Origin of the sequence: Sphingopyxis sp. GW247-27LB (assembly GCF_002277025.1) — a bacterium.
Lineage (GTDB): Bacteria > Pseudomonadota > Alphaproteobacteria > Sphingomonadales > Sphingomonadaceae > Sphingopyxis.
The window spans coordinates 948,010-967,738 of the sequence record NZ_NIWD01000008.1; the positions used below are offsets into that span (position 1 = coordinate 948,010).

At 67.0% G+C, this 19,729-nt stretch carries 16 protein-coding genes; 10 read left to right on the forward strand and 6 right to left on the reverse strand.

All coding sequences use genetic code 11. The annotated features are described in order from the left end of the window. Positions 1 to 5 precede the first annotated feature (5 nt). Entirely contained in the window at positions 6 to 2,741 is a 2,736-nt protein-coding gene (gene secA / locus CD928_RS12030) for a preprotein translocase subunit SecA (protein WP_095387278.1), read from the forward strand. 42 nt (positions 2,742 to 2,783) lie between these two features. Here the strand turns inward: secA and CD928_RS12035 are convergent, their stop codons facing one another. After that, positions 2,784 to 3,203, reverse strand: coding sequence for a hypothetical protein (locus CD928_RS12035; protein ID WP_095387279.1), 420 nt, complete (start codon positions 3,201 to 3,203; stop codon positions 2,784 to 2,786). A gap of 251 nt (positions 3,204 to 3,454) precedes the next feature. Between CD928_RS12035 and CD928_RS12040 the strand changes: the two genes are divergently transcribed. The 4 genes from CD928_RS12040 (at position 3,455) to CD928_RS12055 (ending at position 7,553) form a co-directional block, all read left to right on the forward strand. Further along, positions 3,455 to 4,852 (forward strand): circularly permuted type 2 ATP-grasp protein, encoded by a 1,398-nt coding sequence (locus CD928_RS12040; protein ID WP_095387416.1) that lies wholly within the window; start codon positions 3,455 to 3,457, stop codon positions 4,850 to 4,852. 175 nt (positions 4,853 to 5,027) lie between these two features. After that, complete coding sequence (locus CD928_RS12045; RefSeq protein WP_095387280.1) at positions 5,028 to 5,969, forward strand: alpha-E domain-containing protein; 942 nt, start codon at positions 5,028 to 5,030, stop codon at positions 5,967 to 5,969. A 2-nt stretch (positions 5,970 to 5,971) separates the two neighbouring features. After that, positions 5,972 to 6,775 (forward strand): transglutaminase family protein, encoded by an 804-nt coding sequence (locus CD928_RS12050; protein WP_095387281.1) that lies wholly within the window; start codon positions 5,972 to 5,974, stop codon positions 6,773 to 6,775. A 46-nt stretch (positions 6,776 to 6,821) separates the two neighbouring features. Further along, positions 6,822 to 7,553 carry a peptidase gene (locus CD928_RS12055; protein ID WP_095387282.1) on the forward strand — a complete coding sequence of 244 codons (732 nt, stop codon included), beginning with the start codon at positions 6,822 to 6,824 and terminating at the stop codon, positions 7,551 to 7,553. A 32-nt stretch (positions 7,554 to 7,585) separates the two neighbouring features. Here CD928_RS12055 and acs read toward each other — a convergent pair whose 3' ends face one another. Then, positions 7,586 to 9,550 carry an acetate--CoA ligase gene (gene acs / locus CD928_RS12060; protein WP_095387283.1) on the reverse strand — a complete coding sequence of 655 codons (1,965 nt, stop codon included), beginning with the start codon at positions 9,548 to 9,550 and terminating at the stop codon, positions 7,586 to 7,588. Positions 9,551 to 9,649: 99 nt separating this feature from the next. Here acs and CD928_RS12065 point away from each other — a divergent pair, with 99 nt between their 5' ends. Continuing rightward, on the forward strand, positions 9,650 to 11,149 hold the full coding sequence (locus CD928_RS12065; protein ID WP_095387284.1) for an aldehyde dehydrogenase family protein: 1,500 nt from the start codon (positions 9,650 to 9,652) through the stop codon (positions 11,147 to 11,149). Between the two features lie 19 nt (positions 11,150 to 11,168). Here the strand turns inward: CD928_RS12065 and CD928_RS12070 are convergent, their stop codons facing one another. The 4 genes from CD928_RS12070 to fsa form a co-directional block, all read right to left on the reverse strand. Further along, complete coding sequence (locus CD928_RS12070) at positions 11,169 to 12,044, reverse strand: YwqG family protein (RefSeq protein ID WP_176473555.1); 876 nt, start codon at positions 12,042 to 12,044, stop codon at positions 11,169 to 11,171. 87 nt (positions 12,045 to 12,131) lie between these two features. Continuing rightward, entirely contained in the window at positions 12,132 to 13,637 is a 1,506-nt protein-coding gene (locus CD928_RS12075) for an acetyl-CoA acetyltransferase (RefSeq protein WP_255247130.1), read from the reverse strand. A gap of 1 nt (position 13,638) precedes the next feature. After that, the gene (locus CD928_RS12080) at positions 13,639 to 14,433 is read right to left on the reverse strand and encodes a crotonase/enoyl-CoA hydratase family protein (RefSeq protein WP_095387286.1); all 795 of its coding nucleotides are present in this window, start codon (positions 14,431 to 14,433) and stop codon (positions 13,639 to 13,641) included. Between the two features lie 164 nt (positions 14,434 to 14,597). Then, positions 14,598 to 15,248, reverse strand: coding sequence for a fructose-6-phosphate aldolase (gene fsa / locus CD928_RS12085; RefSeq protein WP_095387287.1), 651 nt, complete (start codon positions 15,246 to 15,248; stop codon positions 14,598 to 14,600). Positions 15,249 to 15,463: 215 nt separating this feature from the next. On the opposite strand from fsa, the gene radA reads away from it, so the two are divergent. The 4 genes from radA to CD928_RS12105 are packed head-to-tail and all read left to right on the forward strand — an operon-like array spanning position 15,464 to position 19,713. Beyond that, the gene (gene radA / locus CD928_RS12090) at positions 15,464 to 16,825 is read left to right on the forward strand and encodes a DNA repair protein RadA (protein ID WP_095387418.1); all 1,362 of its coding nucleotides are present in this window, start codon (positions 15,464 to 15,466) and stop codon (positions 16,823 to 16,825) included. A gap of 10 nt (positions 16,826 to 16,835) precedes the next feature. Continuing rightward, positions 16,836 to 17,393, forward strand: a complete 558-nt coding sequence (locus CD928_RS12095; protein WP_176473556.1) for a CvpA family protein — start codon at positions 16,836 to 16,838, stop codon at positions 17,391 to 17,393. Then, positions 17,390 to 17,818, forward strand: a complete 429-nt coding sequence (locus tag CD928_RS12100; RefSeq protein ID WP_095387288.1) for an iron-sulfur cluster assembly scaffold protein — start codon at positions 17,390 to 17,392, stop codon at positions 17,816 to 17,818. The genes CD928_RS12095 and CD928_RS12100 overlap by 4 nt, the downstream gene beginning before the upstream one ends. Next, a complete protein-coding gene (locus CD928_RS12105; protein WP_095387289.1) occupies positions 17,815 to 19,713 on the forward strand; it encodes a cation:proton antiporter in 1,899 nt (632 codons plus the stop codon). The genes CD928_RS12100 and CD928_RS12105 overlap by 4 nt, the downstream gene beginning before the upstream one ends. Positions 19,714 to 19,729: the final 16 nt, after the last annotated feature.

Here is a 19,729-nt window from a genome sequence, read left to right on the forward strand (position 1 = left end):
TCAATATGTTCGGCAGCATTGCCAAGAGCCTGTTCGGCTCGTCCAACGATCGTTACGTCGCCTCGATCCGCAAGGTCGTCGACAAGATCAACGCGTTCGAGCCCGCATTGGAAGCGCTCGACGACGCGGCGCTCCAGGCGCAGACGCAGAAGTTCCGCGACCGGCTGGCGGCGGGCGAGACGCTCGACGACATCCTGCCCGAGGCCTTCGCCACGGTGCGCGAAGCGGCGAAGCGCACGCTCGGCATGCGGCACTTCGACGTGCAGATGGTCGGCGGCATCGTCCTCCACCGCGGCGAGATCGCCGAGATGGCGACGGGTGAGGGCAAGACGCTGATGGCGACCCTGCCCTGCTATCTGAACGCGCTCGAAAGCAAGGGCGTCCATGTCGTCACGGTCAACGACTATCTCGCCCGCCGCGACGCCGAATGGATGGGCACGGTCTACGGCTTCCTTGGCCTCACCACCGGCGTCATCGTCCCCAACCTCAACGAGACGCAGCGGCGCGAGGCGTATAACAGCGACATCACCTACGCGACCAACAACGAACTCGGCTTCGATTATCTGCGCGACAATATGAAGTTCGAGCGGTCGCAGATGGTCCACCGCCCCTTCAACTTCGGCATCGTCGACGAGGTCGATTCGATCCTGATCGACGAGGCGCGCACTCCGCTGATCATTTCGGGCCCGACCGACGACAAGTCGGAGCTCTATATCCGCGTCAACGAAGTCGTCCACCAGCTCGGCGAGGATGATTATGAAAAGGACGAGAAGACCAAGTCGATCAGCCTGACCGAGGACGGCACCGAGCATGTCGAGCGGCTGCTCGAGGCGGCCGGTCTGCTCCAGGGCAGCAACCTCTACGACATCGAGAACACCCAGATCGTCCATCACGTCAACCAGGCGCTGAAGGCCATCGTGATGTTCAAGCTCGACACCGACTATATCGTCAAGGACGGCAAGGTCGTCATTATCGACGAATTCACCGGCCGCATGATGGACGGCCGCCGCTGGTCCGACGGCCTGCACCAGGCGGTCGAGGCGAAGGAAGGCGTGCAGATCGAGCCCGAGAACCAGACGCTCGCGTCGATCACCTTCCAGAATTATTTCCGCATGTATCCGAAGCTCAGCGGCATGACCGGCACCGCGGCGACCGAGGCGGCCGAATTCTTCGAAATCTACAAGATGAACGTCGTCACCATCCCGACGAACCGTCCGATCGCGAGGGTCGACGACGAGGATGAATTCTACAAGAATATCACCGACAAGTTCGGCGCCATCGCGCGCACGATCCGCGAAGCGAACGAGCGCGGCCAGCCGGTGCTCGTCGGCACCGTGTCGATCGAGAAGTCGGAACTGCTCTCCTCCTATCTCGAAAAGGAAGGCGTGCCGCACAGCGTCCTGAACGCGCGCTTCCACGAGAGCGAAGCGCATATCGTCGCGCAGGCGGGGCGCACCGGCGCGGTCACCATCGCGACCAACATGGCGGGCCGCGGCACCGACATCAAACTCGGCGGCAGCGAGGAATTCCGCATCGAGGACGAGCTGAAGGACCTGCCCGAAGGCCCCGAACGCGAGGCCGCGATCGCGCGCATCCACGAAGAGGTCGCGGCCGAGCGCGAAGCGGTGAAGGCGGCGGGCGGCCTGTTCGTGCTCGCGACCGAGCGTCACGAAAGCCGGCGCATCGACAACCAGCTCCGCGGCCGTTCGGGGCGCCAGGGCGACCCCGGCCTGTCGAAATTCTACCTCTGCCTCGACGACGACCTGCTCCGCATCTTCGGCCCCGACACCTTGTTCGCCAAGATGATGAACAAGAATCTGGAGGACGGCGAGGCGATCGGGTCGAAGTGGCTGTCGAAGGCGATCGAGACCGCGCAGAAGAAGGTCGAGGCGCGCAACTACGACATCCGCAAGCAGGTCGTCGAATATGACAACGTCATGAACGACCAGCGCAAGGTCATCTATGAACAGCGCGGTGAGATCATCGACAGCGAGACCGTCGACGACGCGATGGGCGCGATGCGCGCCGAGACGGTCAATTCGATCGTCGCCGACGCCTGTCCGCCGGGCAGCTATCCCGAGCAATGGGACGTCGAGGGCATGAAAGCGCGCGTCGCCAACGTCCTCGAACTGTCGCCGCCGATCGACGCGTGGATGCAGGAGGATGCGGTCGACGCCGAAATCTTCGAAGAACGCATCCAGGAACTGGCCGACGCCACGGCGGCCGAGAAGGCGGCGCAGGTCGACCCCGAGACGTGGCGCGGCATCGAGAAGTCGATCCTGCTCCAGACGCTCGACCATCATTGGAAGGAGCATCTCTCGACCCTCGACGCGCTGCGCCAGGTCGTTTTCCTGCGCGCCTATGCGCAGAAGCAGCCGATCAACGAATATAAGGCCGAGGCGTTTGCGCTGTTCGAGCGCATGCTGCAGAACATCCGCGAGGATGTGACGCGCACCGTCGCGCGGATCGATTTCCAGTTCCAGGAACCCGAGCCGATGCCGCTCCCCGATCTGCCCGACTTTCTGACCACCCACATCGACCCCTTCACCGGCGAGGACAACAGCGCCGACCTCGATGGGGGCGAGTTGGGAGTGATCGCGAACACGCTACCCCCGATGCAGGCGCCGCGCCCGGACCTGCCGGAGGGCGAGAATCCCTATGCGGCACTGGACATCAGCCGCAACGCGCCATGCCCCTGCGGCTCGGGCCGCAAATACAAGCATTGCCACGGGGCCCTGTAACATTGCTCAAGCCCCTCCCCTTAGGGGAGGGGCATTTCGCCCTCAGCGCCCCTGTACGACCAACACGCGCACGCGGTCCGTGGCCGCCTTCGACAGCGTCACGTCATAGGTTCCCGGCGTCAGGTCGAACCAGACGATCTTGCGAATCCCCGAACAGGCCGGGCCGTGTCCATGCTCGGCCGAGGTCAGCGGCTTGCCGTGCGCAACAAGGTCGATCCACACGCGCCCGTCGGCGGCGACGCCATAGCGGCCGGCCGCGGCGATGGTCAGCGTCCGCGCCGCCGCGCCGTCGGCCATGGCCAGCGTGACCGGCCGGCCGGGCACGATCGCCGCGTCCGCGGCGCCATCGGTCTGGGTCCAGGCCGCGAGCGGGGTCGCGCTCAAATCTGCGGGCGCGGAGCAGGCGGCCGGTTCAGCGGTCGCGGCGAGCAGGCCGGCGAGCAGTATGGCGGATAGGGACATGAGCGAATACTCCCGCGGCGGACGATGCTTTCCCTCTATAGAGCGAAGGCTGGCGGGCAAGGCATTTCGATTTCCGTGAGCTTTCAGATATCTTGCCTTCCCGCGCAGCGGTGCTAGCATCGGTCCCACAAGCCTGACGGCCGTGAAGCCGGCGGGCAGCGCAGTAGCTGGAACAAGTGGACACCGTCATTGCGCGCGGTGCGGGACAGTGTGCTGCGGAAAGGACCGGCTTCATTCGCTTCTTCGACGAAATGACGAGCCAGGAGGGCGGGGTCCGGCCGCCCTACCGCGAATATCGCGACTGGTTCGACGGCGAGGATGCGACGCGCATCCAGCACAAGACGCAGCAGGCCGAGGCCTTTTTCCGCACCATCGGGATCACCTTCAACGTCTATGGCGCCGACGGCGGCGACGAGCGGCTGATTCCCTTCGACGTCGTGCCGCGGATCATCGCCGCGGGCGAATGGCGGCGGCTGTCGCGCGGGATCGAACAGCGGGTGCGGGCGCTCAATGCCTTCCTCCACGATATCTATCACCGGCAGGAGATTCTCCGCGCGGGGCGCGTGCCGACCGAGCTGGTCGCGCGCAACGACGCTTTCCTGCCGATGATGATGGGCATGGATCCGCCCGGCGGCGTCTATACGCATATCAGCGGCATCGACATTGTCCGCACCGGCCCCGACGAATTCTACGTGCTCGAGGACAATGCCCGTACCCCGTCGGGCGTCTCCTACATGCTCGAGAATCGCGAGACGATGCTCCAGATGTTCCCCGAGCTGTTCGCGAAGGTCGCGGTGCGCGAGGTCGGCGATTATCCGATCAACCTGTTGAAATCGCTGTCGGCCTGCGTGCCGCCGATGTGCGGGGGCACGCCGACCGTCGCGGTGCTGACGCCGGGCATCCACAACAGCGCCTATTTCGAGCACAGTTTCCTCGCCGACCAGATGGGCGCCGAACTGGTCGAGGGGCACGATCTGCGCGTCGTCGAGGGGCGCATCGCGATGCGGACGACGCAGGGTTACCGGCCGATCGACGTCCTGTACCGCCGCGTCGACGACGATTTCCTCGATCCGCTCAATTTCCGCCCCGACTCGCTGCTCGGGGTGCCCGGCATCTGGGACGTCTATCGCGCCGGCGGCATCACCATCGCCAATGCGCCGGGCACCGGGATCGCCGACGACAAGGCGCTCTACAGCTACATGCCCGACATCATCGAATTCTATACGGGCGAGAAGGCACTGCTGCCCAATGTGCCGACCTGGCGCTGCGGCGAGCCCGGGCATCTGCGCGAGGTGCTCGACCGGCTGCCCGAGCTGGTGGTCAAGGAGGTGCACGGGTCGGGCGGCTACGGCATGCTCGTCGGCCCCGCGGCGAGCAAGACGGAGATCGCGGCCTTCCGCACCAAGCTGGAGGCCAATCCCGCCAATTATATCGCGCAGCCGACGCTGTCGCTGTCGACCGTGCCGATCTTCACCAAAAAGGGTCTCGCGCCGCGCCACGTCGACCTCCGCCCCTTCGTCCTGATGTCGCCGCAGGGCATCACCATCACCCCCGGCGGACTGACCCGCGTCGCGATGACCAAGGGGTCGCTGGTGGTCAATTCGAGCCAGGGCGGCGGGACCAAGGATACCTGGGTGTTGGAGGATTGATGGGGGCGGAGCGGATTTTCCCCAACTTGAACCCCTCCCCTTCAGGGGAGGGGCAGCGAGACTTGGCAGCTTGCTGCCTAGTCGCAGCGGGGTGGGGTTCATCGGTCTTATGCTCTGCCGCGAGACCCCACCCCAACCCCTCCCCTGAAGGGGAGGGGCTTGAACGGCCGTCCCCATGCTAGGAAAAACCGCCGGCTCGCTCTTCTGGATGGCGCGTTATCTCGAGCGCAGCGAGAATACCGCCCGGCTGATCGACGCGGGCTTCCGCATCGCGCTCACCCGCTCGGCGACCGCGCCCGCCGAATGGAAATCGGTGCTGGAGACTGCCGGGGTCGCGAGCGCCTATGCGATGACGCACCAGGATTTCACCTCGGCGCGCGTCGTCGATTATCTGCTCCGCGATCCCGCCAATCCGTCGAGCATCCTGTCGATCGTCAAGCAGGCACGCGACAACGCGCGCACCGCGCGCACCTATCTGACGCGCGAGGTTTGGGAAGCGGTGAACACCGGCTGGATGACGCTGGTCGCGCTGCTGAGGCGGCCGGTGCGCGAGGACGATCTGCCCGACGTGCTGGCGACGATCCGGCGGCAGAACGGGCAGGTGCGCGGCGCGCTGACCGGCACGATGCTGCGCAACGACGGCTTCCACTTCGCACAGCTCGGCACCTTTCTGGAACGCGCCGACAACACCGCGCGCATCCTCGACGTCAAATATTATCTGCTGCTGCCCTCGGTCGCGCATATCGGATCGTCGATCGACAATGTGCAGTGGGAGACGATCCTGCGCTCGGTGTCGGCGCACCGCGCCTATCGCTGGCTCTACGGCGCGGAGATCAGTGCCCTCAAGATCGCCGAATTCCTGATCCTTTATGCACAGATGCCGCGCAGCCTCGCCTTCTGCTGCGAGCGGATGGCGGAGCATCTGGGGCAGATCCAGCGCATCTATGCCGAAGAGACCGAGGCGGGGCGGATGGCGACGGCGCTGTGTCGCGACCGGCTGGCCGGGCCGATCCAGTCGATCTTCGACGGCGGGCTGCACGAATATCTGCGCGGCTTCCTGGCCGCCAACGCGGCGCTCGCCCGGCAGGTCGAGCGCGACTACCGGTTTGTGGAGTGACCATGCGCCTGCGCGTCGAACATACGACCCGTTATCATTTCGAGGGGCATGTCGCCTATGCGCTGCAACAGCTTCGGCTGACGCCGAAGGAGCGGCCGGGGCAGCAGTTGATCCACGGTTGGACAGTCGAGGTCGAGGGCGGATCGCGGCAACTCCACTATACGGACCATCACGGCAATGCCGTCGACTTGGTGTCGGTCGACGGCGGCGCACCGGAACTGGTCATCCATTGCGCCGGAGAGGTCGAACTGGTGACGTGGGACGGGGTGATCGGCGCGCATCGCGGCGCGATACCGCTATGGACGTTCCTGCACCCGACCCCGCTGACGCGCGCAGGGCGCCAGGTGCGGGCGCTGACGGCGGCGCTGGGGCGCGATTTCGGTTCGGAGATCGAGCGCGCGCACGCGCTCTCCGCACTGATCCTCGACCGGCTCGCCTACCGGATCGGCGTCACCGATGCCGAGACGACCGCCGAACAGGCGCTGGCGGGCGAGGGCGGCGTCTGCCAGGACCATGCCCATATCTTCATCGCCGCGATGCGCCACCTCGGCCATCCGGCGCGCTATGTCTCGGGCTATCTGATGATGAACGACCGGACGCAGCAGGATGCGACGCACGCGTGGGCGGAGGCGCATTTCGACCATATCGGCTGGATCGGCTTCGACGTCAGCAACGGCCATTCGCCCGACCAGCGCTATATCCGCGTGGCGACCGGGCTCGATTATCGGGACGCCGCCCCGGTTCGTGGCATGCGCTATGGTGCGGCGCAGGAAAATCTGGTTGTTCAATTGCAGGTCCAGCAATAAGCGGGGCCGGGCTGGGATCGGACTGGGGCCAGGGAAGAAGGAATCGATGACCTATTGCGTCGGGATGCGCCTGAACAAGGGGCTGGTGTTCATGTCGGACACCCGCACCAACGCGGGCGTCGACGATATCTCGCAGGTCCGCAAGATGCGGAGCTGGCACGTGCCGGGCGAGCGCGTCATCACGCTGATGTCGGCGGGCAATCTTGCGACGACGCAGGCGGTGGTCAGCCTGCTCGACGAGCGGACCAAGGCGCCCGAGGATCGGCATCCGTCGATCCTCGCCGCGCCCTCGATGTTCCAGGTCGCGATGACCATCGGCGAAACGCTGCGCGGCATCGTGACGCGCTACGGCGTCGAAGGGCCGATGGCCGAATCGATCTTCCGCGCATCGCTGATCGTCGGCGGCCAGATCAAGGGCTCAGAGCCGCGCCTGTTCATGATCTATCCTGAGGGCAATTTCATCGAGGCGGGAGAGGACAATCCCTTCTTCCAGATCGGCGAGACCAAATATGGCCGCCCGATGATCGTCCGCTCCTACGACCCTGCCATGTCGTTCGAGGATGCGGTGAAGCTGCTTTGCGTTTCGTTCGATTCGACGATCCAGGCCAATGCCGGGGTCGACCTGCCGATCGACCTCAAGGTCCACGCCCGCGACGATTTCACCACCGTGCGCGAACGCCGCTTCGAACGCGACGACGCCTATTATCAAAGCGTCTCGGACGGCTGGGCCGAAGCGCTGGGCATCGCGCTGGCCGAATTGCCGGACTTTCATTTCTGAAATCCCCCTCCCGCAAGCGGGAGGGGAGATGATCACCGATTCTTCCGCCCCTCGATCAGCCCGTCGACCAGGCTCGGGTCGGCGAGCGTCGAGGTGTCGCCCAGCGACCCGAAGTCATTCTCCGCGATCTTGCGCAAGATCCGCCGCATGATCTTGCCCGAGCGTGTCTTGGGCAGCGCGGGGGTCAGGTGGATATGGTCGGGAGTCGCGATCGGACCGATCTCGGTGCGGACCTGCTGTTTCAGCGCCGCGGCGACCTCGTCGGTCGGCTCGACCCCGGCGTTCAGCGTCACATAGGCGTAGATGCCCTGGCCCTTGATGTCGTGGGGAAAGCCGACGACCGCGGCTTCGGCGACCAGATCGTGCAGCACCAGCGCGCTTTCGACCTCGGCGGTGCCCATGCGGTGCCCCGAGACGTTGATGACGTCGTCGACACGGCCGGTGATCCGCCAATATCCGCCCTTGTCGCGGCGGCAGCCGTCGCCGGTGAAATATTTGCCCTTGTAGGTCGAGAAATAGGTCGACACGAAACGGTCATGGTCGCCATAGAGCGTTCGCGCCTGTCCCGGCCAGCTGTGCGTCATGCACAGATTGCCCTCGGCCGCGCCGCCGCTCTGTTCGTCGACAAGCACGCCGCCCTCGGCATCGACGAGCTGCGGGCGGATGCCGAAGAAGGGACGCCCGGCGCTTCCCGGCTGCATCGGATGCGCGCCGGGAAGGGTGGTGATCATGATCCCGCCGGTCTCTGTCTGCCACCAGGTGTCGACCACGGGAACGCGGCCCTTGCCGACGATATCATGATACCAGCGCCACGCCTCGGGGTTGATCGGTTCGCCGACGCTGCCGAGCAGGCGGATCGAGCCGAGGTCGTGACGCGTCACATAATGGTCGCCCTCGCGCATCAGCGCGCGGATCGCCGTCGGCGCGGTGTAGAGGATGTTCACCCGATGCTTGTCGACGACGCGCCAGAAGCGGTCGTGGTCGGGGTAATTGGGAATGCCCTCGAACATCAGTGTCGTCGCGCCGTTCTGTAAGGGGCCATAGACGACATAGCTGTGCCCGGTGACCCAGCCGATATCGGCGGTGCACCAGAAGATCTCGCCCGGCCGATAGTCGAACCCGTAGTGAAAGGTCGACGCGACCCACACCGAATAGCCCCCGACGGTGTGGAGCACGCCCTTGGGCTTGCCGGTCGAGCCCGAGGTATAGAGAATGAACAGCGGGTCCTCGGCGCCCATCGGCTCGCACGGGCAATCGGCGCCGACATCGGCGGAGAGCGCGTCGTACCAATGGTCGCGGCCTTCGATCATCGCGATATCGCCGCCGGTGTGAGCGATGACGAGCACCGCCTTGACGTCCACCTTCTCCAGCGCCTTGTCGACATTGGCCTTCAGCGGGATGGTGCGCCCGCCGCGCAGCCCCTCGTCGGCACAGATCACCCAGTCGCTCGCGCAATCCTCGATGCGCCCCGCGATCGCGTCGGGCGAAAAGCCGCCGAAGATGACGCTATGCACTGCGCCGATGCGCGCGCAGGCGAGCATCGCGACCGCGCCCTCGGGGATCATCGGCATATAGATGGTGACGCGGTCGCCCCTTTGGACGCCCATTTTCTTCAGCGTGTTCGCGAAACGGATCACGTCGGCGAGCAGCGCGGCATAGCTGATGTGGCGGGTCTCGCCATCGGGCGCGTCGGGCTCGAAGATGATCGCGGTGCGTTCCCCGTGCCCCGCGGCGACATGGCGGTCGAGCGCATTGTGGCAGAGGTTGAGGACGCCGTCCTCATACCATTTGATGTCGACCGGATCGAACGACCAGTTCGCGATTTTCGTCGGAGGCGTCACCCAGTCGACACGCTGCGCCTCGGCCGCCCAGAAGGCGTCGGGGTCGGCGGTGCTCGCGGCATAGAGCCGGTCGTAGTCGTCGGCGGTGCAGTGGGTGTTCGCGGCGGCGTCGGCGGGAACCGGGACGAAGGGTTCGGAGGGGGGCAGGTCGGACATGGGGATTCTCCCGCTTTCGATTTGCTTTGTTCGTCCCCTGCGATACTCCGCGAGCCGCAAGTTGCAAGGGCGGGCCGCCCGATACGAAAGGGACGAACGATGACCGCGATCGGCGAAGAGGTGGGCCGACTGCTCGACGGGCTGGGCGTGGACCGCGCGCTGTGGAGCGAAGGATCGATGCCCTCGATCACCCCGCTGACCGGCGAGCAGGTCGCGATGCTGCGCGTCGCCGACGCGGCGGAAATCGACGAGACGCTCGATGCGGCAACCGCGGCCTTTCGCGCCTGGCGGCTGGTGCCGCCGCCGCGCCGCGGCGAATTGGTGCGCCTGTTCGGCGAAGAACTGCGCGCCGCGAAGGACGATCTGGCACGGCTGGTGACGATCGAAGCGGGAAAGATTCCCTCGGAGGGCGCGGGCGAGGTGCAGGAGATGATCGACATCTGCGACTTCGCGGTTGGCCTGTCGCGCCAGCTCTACGGCCTCACCATCGCGACCGAGCGGCCGGGGCACCGGATGATGGAAGTGTGGCATCCGCTCGGGGTCGTCGGGGTGATCTCGGCGTTCAACTTCCCTGTCGCGGTATGGGCGTGGAACGCGGCGCTCGCGCTCGTCTGCGGCAACAGCGTCGTGTGGAAGCCCTCGGAAAAGACGCCGCTGACCGCGCTGGCGACGCAGGCGATCTTCGCGCGCGCGGTGGCGCGTTTCGGCGATGCGCCCGAGGGTCTCTCGGGATTGCTGATCGGCGGGCGCGAGGCGGGCGAGGCGCTCGTCGACGACGCGCGCGTCGCGCTCGTTTCGGCGACCGGATCGACGCGCATGGGCCGTGCGGTCGCGCCCCGGCTCGCCCAGCGGTTCGCGCGCGCGATCCTAGAGCTCGGCGGCAACAACGGCGTGATCGTCGCGCCCTCGGCCGATCTCGACCTCGCGCTGCGCGGGGTCGCGTTCGGGGCGATGGGGACGGCGGGGCAGCGTTGCACGACGACGCGGCGCTTGTTCGTCCACGACAGCATCTACGACGGCTTCGTCGCGCGGCTGAAGGCCGCCTATGCGAGCGTCGCGGTCGGCAATCCGCTGGAGGGAGAAGTGCTCGTCGGGCCGCTGATCGACCGCGCCGCGCATGAGGCGATGGAAGGGGCGCTGGCCGCCGCGCGCGCGGCCGGCGGGGTCGTTCATGGCGGCGAGCGGGTCGGCGAGGGTGCGGGCTATTATGCGCGCCCCGCGCTCGTCGAGATGCCGGGGCAGGTCGAGCCGGTGCTGGATGAGACTTTCGCACCGATCCTCTATGTGATGCGCTACGACGATCTCGATGCCGCGATCCGGCTGCACAACGCGGTCGCGGCGGGGTTGTCGTCGGCGATCTTCACCACCGACATGCGCGAGGCCGAGCGCTTCCTGGCGGCGAGCGACTGCGGCATCGCCAACGTCAATCTGGGCACGAGCGGCGCCGAGATCGGCGGAGCGTTCGGTGGCGAGAAGGAGACGGGGGGCGGGCGCGAGTCAGGGTCGGATAGCTGGAAGGCCTATATGCGGCGCGCGACCAATACGGTGAATTACTCGGACGCGCTGCCGCTGGCGCAGGGGGTGTCGTTCGACATCTGAGCGGCGCGGCGGGCCGCGGTCAGTAGCAATCCCACTGATAGAAGACCTTGCTGAAGTCGCGCTTCAACAGGTCTGCGCGCCGGATCATGAACTGGCCTTGCCCCATATCGCCCCACATGATGTGATCGTCGCTCCAGAGATTGATCAAGACGCGATCGACGTCCTGATAGGCGGGCGCGGCGCGCCAGTCGGATTGCGTGAAGCCCGGATGGCCGCCGACATGGTGGCGTGGCGGGGCCTGTTCATATTGCTTGTCCGCAAAGGTATAGATGCGGCCGCCCTTGTCGCTTTCGAGCAGCTTCCCGATATCCCTTTCGGCCAGCCAGGACTCGGTCGATGGAAATTGCTCGACGCGTTTGGGCTTCAGCGCAATTCCCTGTTCGACCGTGCCCTCATAGAGCGGAGAATAATCGTCGATCCCGTGGTCGCCGAACGGCTTGCCCATGTGCAATTTGCCGGGTCCCTGGATCTTCTCGCGCCAGATGACGCGGAATTTTCCGGCTTCGGGCTTCTCGAAATTCGCTCCGTACAGATCGTCGCGTGCGATGAAGAACTGCAGGATCCCGCTCTCCGGATAGTCCGGCAAGGGTGGCAGTGCCGAAAAATCGACCTGCGCGAGAAAGGACATCGGCCGCCCCTCGGCATCGGTCGGCCAGGCTTCCTCCGCGGCCAGCCAGACCGGGCCGCCGATGCGGGTGCCGCCCGGCGTTGCGGGCGCGGGTCCCGATGGCTCGAGCTCTATGGCCGGGAGGCCATGGCCCTTCTGCCAAGCGACGAACTCGCCCACAGCCGGGTCGCGCAGAAGGTCCTGCATCGTCGGTTCGGCAGGCGTGGCCGCCGTGCATCCGGACGCAATTGCCGCCGCCAACATGACCGGAACAAGGAGCTTTTTCATACGCCGGGCCATATCGGCTCTTCATGCCGGGAGCGAGCGAATTTGAAGCCTTGACCGGCCGTCCGGGACCGCGCCCCAGCGAAGGGTTCAGCCTGTCCGCCAGCCGAAACGGTCTTCATCCAGCGCCACGACGTTGCCGGTGCTCCCAACCGGTTCTTCCTTCCCGTCGGTCAGGAACGCCAGCATCTCGGCATCGCTCACATCGACATGCGCGAGCGTCCGCGCGCCATCGGGCGTTCGCGCCACCACCACGCCGGCCTTCGGCGCGCCGTCGCGGGAGTAGAAGACCGTATAGCTCTCGATCGTCGCAGGCCCCGCATAATCCTGCACCAGTTCGGGCACCGGCCCGCGCTTCGCTTCGGCTTCGGCTTGATAGCCGAAGTCCTGCGGGAAGCTCGCCGCCGCGATCGGCTCGCTGCCCAGCACGATGCAATGATTGTCGGTCGCGAAGCCGCCGTTGGCGAAGAGGAAGCCATAGCGGCCTTCGCCGCGCAGCTTCTTCACCATCGAGACGATCGCGTGGCTCATATAGTTGGCGATCGGCCCGCCGCCGAAGGTCAGGCCGCCGAACACCGTCGCGGGGCGGTCCCACGGCCAGCCGAGGATGCGCCGCGCCATCTTCGGCACGCAGGGAAAGCAGCTGTAGAGTTCGACGCAGTCGAAATCCTCGACGGTCATGCCGTTGAGTTCGAGCGTGCGCGTGATCGACGTTTCCATGCTGACGCTATGGTCGTAACGATCGCGTTTCAGGATGCTTGCTGGCTCCTTCGCCGCGGCGCCCATGCCGACATGGATCAGGCGATCCTCGGCGATGCCGCGGCGGCGCGCTTCGGCGAGGCTCGCGAGGAGGAAGCCCGCGCCCTGGTTCACCGAGCTGTTGGCGACCATCAGCTTCGAATAGGGGAAGGCGATCGGGCGGTTGCGCTCGTTCACCGCCAGGATATCGGCGGGGCTGGCGGGTTTGCGGATCCACGCGCCGTCGTTCGCGGCTGCGACCTCCGAAAAGCGCGACCAGATTTCGGCGCTTTCGGCCTGCGCCTTGGCGAGGCTTTCGCCCCATGCCGCGCGGGTGGCGTTCTCGTAGAGCGGATAGACGTCGACAGGTGCCGAAAGCCCGTGCTTCTGGGCATAATTGGGCTCGCGCCGGGTCGCGACCTGGCGCACGGCGTTGTAGCTCTTGTCCTCGCCGCTCGCCGCCTTGGCGGCGCGTCCCGCGGCGGTGCGCAGCGCTTCGCCGCCGACGATGGCCGCCAATTTGATCTCGCCCGCCCCGATACGGTTCGCGGCCTCGTTGAGCAGGCGCACCGGCGTATCGCCGTGCGGCGCGTCGGATTGATAGTTGATCGCCGGCTTGGCGCCGATGGCGGCGGCGAGCGGTTCGCAGAGTTTGCCGAGATGGTGGAAGCTGATCTGGTCGACGATCGCGAGGCTGTCGATGTCGGCGAGCGGCACGCCGGCGTCCTGCGCCGCGGCCTTCAGCGCCGCGACCATCAGGCCAAGCGAGTCGAGCCCCGCGTCGGGATCCTCGGGCCGGTCGTTGACCTGCCCGACGCCGATGATGACGGGAATGCGCTCGGGGTCGGTCATGTTCATCTCAGCGCGCTTTCCACACCGGCTTGCGCTTCTCGGCGAAGGCGCGCGGCCCTTCGCGCGCATCCTCGCTGCGCATGAGCACAGCACGCTCGCGGGTGTTATGCTCCCAATAGGGGGCGTCGGCGGCGATGCGGCCCTCGTCGATGCCGAGCGCGACGCGCTTCGACGCCTGCACCGACAGTGGGGCGTTGGCGGCGATCTTTTCGGCGAGCGCGATCGCGGCCGGCATCAGATCGGCGAGCGGGACGACGTGGTTGACCAGCCCGAACGCGGCCGCGCGCGGGGCGGGGATCGGATCGCCGGTCAGCATATATTCCATCGCGAGCTTGCGCGGCAGTTGCTGCGCAAGGCGGAAGGCGCCGCCCGCCGCGGCGAACAGTCCGACCTTGACCTCGGGTAGCGCGAATTGCGCATGGTCGGCGGCAACGACCAGATCGCACATCAGCGCGAGTTCGCAGCCGCCGCCGAAGGCGAAGCCGTTGACCGCGCCGATGACCGGCTTCGAGATCGGATGCGCGGCGAAACCGCCAAAGCCCCACGCCTGCTGCGCCGGATCGTCGGGGGCGAGGCTTTCGCCGCGCGACAGCGCGACGAGGTCAGCGCCGGCGCAGAAGCTCTTGTCGCCCGCGCCGGTGACGATGACCACGCGGATTTCGGGATCGTGCTCCGCCTGCTCCAGCGCGGTGCCGATGCCAGCATGGACCGCGGCGTTGACCGCGTTGCGCGCTTCGGGCCGGTTGATCGTGACGATCAGGATATGGCCCTGGCGTTCGGTGAGGACGGCGGTGTCGGTCATGCGAATCTCTCCCTTTCGGGCGAGTATCGCGGCGAGTTGACGTTTACGTCAACTGCTCTTCGTCATTGCGAGCGTAGCGAAGCAATCTCCAGCCTTCGGACTCGCGCAAGGACGATAGCTGGAGATTGCCGCGTCGCCTTCGGCTCCTCGCAATGACGAGGCTGTCAGATCGACTGCCCGGTCTTCGCCCAGTCGGCGAGAAAGCCTTCGATACCCTTTTCGGTCAGGACATGCTTGAACAGCCCCTTGATGACCGACGGCGGCGCGGTCATCACGTCGGCGCCGATCTTGGCGGCTTCGAGCACATGGATGCCGTGGCGCACGCTCGCGACGAGGATTTCGGTGTCATAGGCGTAATTGTCGTAGATCAGCCGGATATCGGCGATCAGCTGCATGCCGTCGAAGCCATTGTCGTCGTGGCGGCCTACGAACGGGGACACGAATGTCGCGCCGGCCTTGGCCGCGAGCAGCGCCTGCGTCGCCGAGAAGCAGAGCGTGACGTTGACCATCGTGCCGTCGCCGGTCAGCGCCTTGCAGGTCTTGAGCCCGTCGATCGTCAGCGGCACCTTGATGCAGACATTATCGGCGATCTTGCGGAGGATCTCGGCCTCCTTCATCATCGTCGCGTGGTCGAGCGCGACGACCTCGGCCGAGACGGGGCCGTCGACGATCGCGCAGATTTCCTTCGTCACTTCCTTGAAGTCGCGGCCCGACTTGGCGATCAGCGACGGGTTGGTCGTGACCCCGTCGAGCAGGCCCGTCACGGCGAGTTCCTGGATGTCGGCGATTTCGGCGGTGTCGGCGAAGAATTTCATGGCGTGGGCGATCCTGCTGAGTGGTGATTCGGGATTGCGACCGCCCTAGAACAAGACGTGCGTAAATTGAACCATCGCTACCCTTCCTCGTCACCCCGGACTTGATCCGGGGTCCCGCTTTTCGCCGTCGCTGAGTGGGACCCCGGATCAAAGCCCGGAGTGACGGGAGCGGGAAAGGGGTGGCGTTCGTTTTTTGTTCCGGTTAAGCGCCGATGATGGCCAAAGCGAAACGCCAATATGTCTGCCAGAATTGCGGCGCGGTTTCGTACCGCTGGCAGGGGCAATGCGCCGATTGCGGCGAATGGAACACGCTGGTCGAGGAGGCGGCCGAGACCGTCTTTTCGGCGAAGCACGACCTGACGAAGGGCGGCCGCGCGCTCGCGCTCGAAACCTTGGACGCGCATAGCGCCATACCCGAGCGGATGTTCTGCGGGATCGCCGAGTTCGACCGCGCGCTCGGCGGCGGTTTCGTCGCGGGGTCGGCGACGCTGATCGGCGGCGATCCGGGGATCGGCAAGTCGACCCTGCTGCTGCAGGCGGCGGGGCGGCTCGCCAAGGCGGGCAAGTCGGTCGTCTATATCAGCGGCGAGGAGGCGGCCGCGCAGGTGCGGCTGCGCGCGCAGCGGCTGGGGCTCGGCGACGCGCCCGTCGCGCTCGCGAGCGCGACCTCCGTACGCGATATCCTCGCGACGCTCGACGGCCGTAGCGCCGATTTCGTGGTGATCGATTCGATCCAGACGATGCACAGCGACCTGATCGACAGCGCGCCGGGAACGGTGAGTCAGGTGCGCGCGAGCGCGCAGGAGTTGATCCGCTACGCCAAGGACAGCGGCGCGGCGATCGTGCTCGTCGGCCATGTGACGAAGGACGGGACGATCGCGGGACCGCGCGTGCTCGAACATATGGTCGACACGGTGCTGTCGTTCGAGGGCGAGCGCAGCCATCTTTATCGCATCCTTCGCGCCGTCAAGAACCGCTTCGGCGGCACCGACGAGATCGGGGTGTTCGCGATGGGCGAGGAGGGGCTCGGCGAAGTCGCCAACCCGTCGAGCCTGTTCCTGACCGATCGGAGCCGGGATGTGCCGGGATCGGTGGTCTTCCCCGCATTGGAAGGCACGCGCCCGGTGCTCGTCGAGGTTCAGGCGCTCACCGTGCGGCTCGCGAGCGGCGCGACGCCGCGCCGCGCGGTCGTCGGGTGGGACAGCGGCCGGCTCGCGATGGTGCTCGCGGTCTTGGAAGCGCGCTGCGGGCTCCAGATGGGCGCAGCGGAGGTCTATCTCAACATCGCGGGCGGTTACCGCCTCACCGACCCCGCGGCCGACCTCGCGGTCGCGGCGGCGCTGATCTCGGCGTTCAGCGAGCGGCCGGTGCCCGCCGACGCGATCGTCTTCGGCGAGCTTTCGCTGTCGGGCGAGGTGCGCCCCGTCGCGCACGACGCACTGCGGCTGCGCGAGGCGGCGAAGCTCGGTTTTTCGCGCGGCTGGGGACCCAAGGGGATGAAGGCGGTCGGCGGCATTTCGGTGACCGGCTTCACGCGCCTCGGCGAACTCGTTGACCTGATGCTCGGGCGCGACTAGCCACCGGCGCATGGGAAGTCTGACCGCTCTCGATATCGTCGTGCTCGTCCTTGTCCTCGGCGGCGCCGTGCTCGGCTTCGCGCGTGGGCTGGTGCAGGAGGTGACCTCGCTGCTCGCCTGGATCCTCGCGATCCTCGCGGTGCGCTTTTTTCATGCGACGCTGACCGGGCTGCTCGCCGATTATGTCGGCACGCCGGGCGGAGCGGCGATGCTGGCGTTCGTCTTGCTGTTCGGCGGCGTGTTCGCGATCGCCAAATGGGGCTCGCGCGCGATGGGACAGCGCAGCCGCGCGTCGCTCGTCGGCGGCTTCGACCGCGGGCTCGGCGCGGGCTTCGGGGCGGTGAAGGGGCTGGCGCTCGCGACCGTGCTGTTCATGGGCGCCACGCTCCTCTACGATATCGGCTATGGCAATGCGCAGCGCCCGGCCTGGATGAGCGACAGCCGCACCTATCCCGCGCTGAGCGCGACCAGTGCGGCGCTGAGCAAGGTCATCGCCGATCGCCGCGCCGAGGCGCGCGAGGCGCAGACGGCCGCCGCGAAACAGGATGCGGCGGACAGCGCGCGATGAGCGCGCCGCTCTATAATCGCGACATTTTGGCGCTCGCGGTGGCGACGGCGGACTATCCGCTGCCCGCCGAGGCGCGCCGCCGCGCCTCGCTGCGCGCGCCGCTGTGCGGCAGCCGGATCATCGTCGATGTGGGCTCGGACGCGGCGGGGCGGGTGACCGCGGTCGGCCTGCATGTCGAGGCGTGCGCGCTCGGGCAGGCGTCGGCGGCGCTGCTCGCGCGCCATGCACCGGGACGCAGCGTCGCCGAGATCCGCGCCGCGCGCGACGCGATCGCCCTGTGGTTCGGGGGCGAGGGCGAGGCGCCCGACTGGCCCGGCTTCGAACTGCTCGCGCCGGCGCGCGACTATCCGGCGCGGCACGGCGCCATCCTGCTGCCCTTCGACGCCGCGGTCGCGGCGTTCGAAGGCGCGAACGTCGGCGCATGATGCTGACGGTCCTCGCGGCGGGGCCAGCGGTGACCGAAAGGGTCGCCGAGACGCCGACCGACACCTTGCTCTTCGAAGGCGCGATCCTGCTCGGGGTCGCGACCCTGTTCGTGATGATCTTCCGCCGGCTCGGCCTTGGCGCGGTGCTCGGCTATCTGATCGCGGGCGCGCTCGTCGGGCCGCACGGGCTGGGGCTGGTCGGCGGCGGCGAATCGAAGCTCGCGATCGCCGAGCTCGGCATCGCCTTCCTGCTCTTCCTCGTCGGGCTCGAGCTGCATCCGCGGCGGCTGTGGCAGCTCCGCAAGGCGATCTTCGGCCTCGGGCTCGCGCAGGTCGTGGTGACCGGGCTCATCCTGACGGGGCTCATCCTCGTGACGCAGGGGTTCAGCTGGCAGGCGGCGCTCGTCCTCGGTCTGCCGCTCGCGCTCTCGTCGACCGCGCAGGTGCTGCCCAGCCTCAAAAGTTCGGGTCGCATCAACTCGCCCTTCGGCGAAAAGGCCTTTTCGATCCTGCTGTTCCAGGATCTCGCCATCGTCCCGATGATCACGATCGTCGCCGCGCTGTCGCGCGCGCCCGCCGATCCGTCGGCGCCGCCGGGCGGGGTGCTTGCGCTCTATACCGTCGCGGCGATCGCCGGGCTGGTGCTGGCCGGGCGCTTTGTCGTGAACCCGTTCCTGAAGCTCGTCGGCCGTTATGGCGAGCGCGAGCTGTTCGTCGTCGTCGGGCTGCTCGTCGTGCTCGCGAGCGCGGCGCTGATGCACAGCCTGCACCTGTCGACCGCGCTCGGCGCCTTCATCGCGGGCGTGATGCTCGCCGATTCGCCCTACCGGCATGAGATCGAGGCCGATGTCGAGCCTTTCCGCCTCATCCTGCTCGGCCTCTTCTTCCTCGCTGTCGGGATGGTGCTCGACGTGGGCGTCGTGCTCGCCGATCCGCTGCGCGTGCTCGCGCTCGCGGCGGGGCTGGTAGCGGTCAAGATCGTGGTGCTGACCGTCATCGTCCGCCTGTTCGGCAAGTCGTGGAAGACCGCGCTCGGCCTCGCGCTGCTGCTGAGCCAGGGCGGCGAGTTCGGTTTCCTTCTGTTTACCCAGGCGGCCGACGCGCTGCTGATCGCGCCCGAGGCGGCGAGCCTGTTCAGCGCCGTGGTCACGCTGTCGATGATGTCGACGCCCTTCCTGATGCTGTTCGCGCGCAACCTCGAATTCGCGCCCGACCGCGATGGGGCGGACCTCGACGGTCCCGAGGATGCGCCACGCGGGTCGGCGCTGGTGATCGGCTACGGCCGGTTCGGGCAGATCGTGTCCCAGATGCTGAACGCGGTCGACTGTTCAGTGACGCTGATCGACAAGAAACCCAGCCAGATCGAGCTGTCGGGACAATATGACACCAAGGTCTATTTCGGCGACGGGCTGCGGCTCGACCTGCTCCGCCGTTCGGGCGCCGACGAGGCGCGGCTGATCATCTATTGCATCGACGATCCGTCGGTCGACGCCGACACGCTGCGGCCGGTGGTCGAGGCGTTCCCGCAGGCGAAGGTGCTGATGCGCGTGTTCGACCGGCGCCAGTTGATGGCGATCGACGGTGCGGGGACGAGCGGCGCGGTGCGCGAGGTGTTCGAAAGCTCGATCGCGCTCGGGCTGATGGCACTCGAACAGCTCGATATCGACCCGCGCCAGATGGAGGATGTCGAGGCCGCGCTCCGCCAGCTCGACGCGACGCGGCTCGCGGCGCAGATGGACGAGGGCGACCTGTCGGCGGGCAAGGAGCATCGTTTCACGCCCGGCGGCGGGCGCGAGGCGGCGAGCGTGCTCGAAACGCTGCGCCAGCGGCGGCAGGCGGCGAAAGCGGCGCGCGAGGAGGAAGCCGAACAGGCGGCCGACCCGGAAGCAGCGTGAATCGTCCCTCCCCCCC

Coding starts and splice junctions, on each gene's coding strand:
- secA (WP_095387278.1), top strand. CDS start 6: ATGTTCGGCAGCATTGCCAAGAGCCTGTTCGGCTCGTCCAACGATCGT.
- CD928_RS12035 (WP_095387279.1), bottom strand. CDS start 3,203: ATGTCCCTATCCGCCATACTGCTCGCCGGCCTGCTCGCCGCGACCGCT.
- CD928_RS12040 (WP_095387416.1), top strand. CDS start 3,455: ATGACGAGCCAGGAGGGCGGGGTCCGGCCGCCCTACCGCGAATATCGC.
- CD928_RS12045 (WP_095387280.1), top strand. CDS start 5,028: ATGCTAGGAAAAACCGCCGGCTCGCTCTTCTGGATGGCGCGTTATCTC.
- CD928_RS12050 (WP_095387281.1), top strand. CDS start 5,972: ATGCGCCTGCGCGTCGAACATACGACCCGTTATCATTTCGAGGGGCAT.
- CD928_RS12055 (WP_095387282.1), top strand. CDS start 6,822: ATGACCTATTGCGTCGGGATGCGCCTGAACAAGGGGCTGGTGTTCATG.
- acs (WP_095387283.1), bottom strand. CDS start 9,550: ATGTCCGACCTGCCCCCCTCCGAACCCTTCGTCCCGGTTCCCGCCGAC.
- CD928_RS12065 (WP_095387284.1), top strand. CDS start 9,650: ATGACCGCGATCGGCGAAGAGGTGGGCCGACTGCTCGACGGGCTGGGC.
- CD928_RS12070 (WP_176473555.1), bottom strand. CDS start 12,044: ATGAAAAAGCTCCTTGTTCCGGTCATGTTGGCGGCGGCAATTGCGTCC.
- CD928_RS12075 (WP_255247130.1), bottom strand. CDS start 13,637: ATGAACATGACCGACCCCGAGCGCATTCCCGTCATCATCGGCGTCGGG.
- CD928_RS12080 (WP_095387286.1), bottom strand. CDS start 14,433: ATGACCGACACCGCCGTCCTCACCGAACGCCAGGGCCATATCCTGATC.
- fsa (WP_095387287.1), bottom strand. CDS start 15,248: ATGAAATTCTTCGCCGACACCGCCGAAATCGCCGACATCCAGGAACTC.
- radA (WP_095387418.1), top strand. CDS start 15,464: ATGGCCAAAGCGAAACGCCAATATGTCTGCCAGAATTGCGGCGCGGTT.
- CD928_RS12095 (WP_176473556.1), top strand. CDS start 16,836: ATGGGAAGTCTGACCGCTCTCGATATCGTCGTGCTCGTCCTTGTCCTC.
- CD928_RS12100 (WP_095387288.1), top strand. CDS start 17,390: ATGAGCGCGCCGCTCTATAATCGCGACATTTTGGCGCTCGCGGTGGCG.
- CD928_RS12105 (WP_095387289.1), top strand. CDS start 17,815: ATGATGCTGACGGTCCTCGCGGCGGGGCCAGCGGTGACCGAAAGGGTC.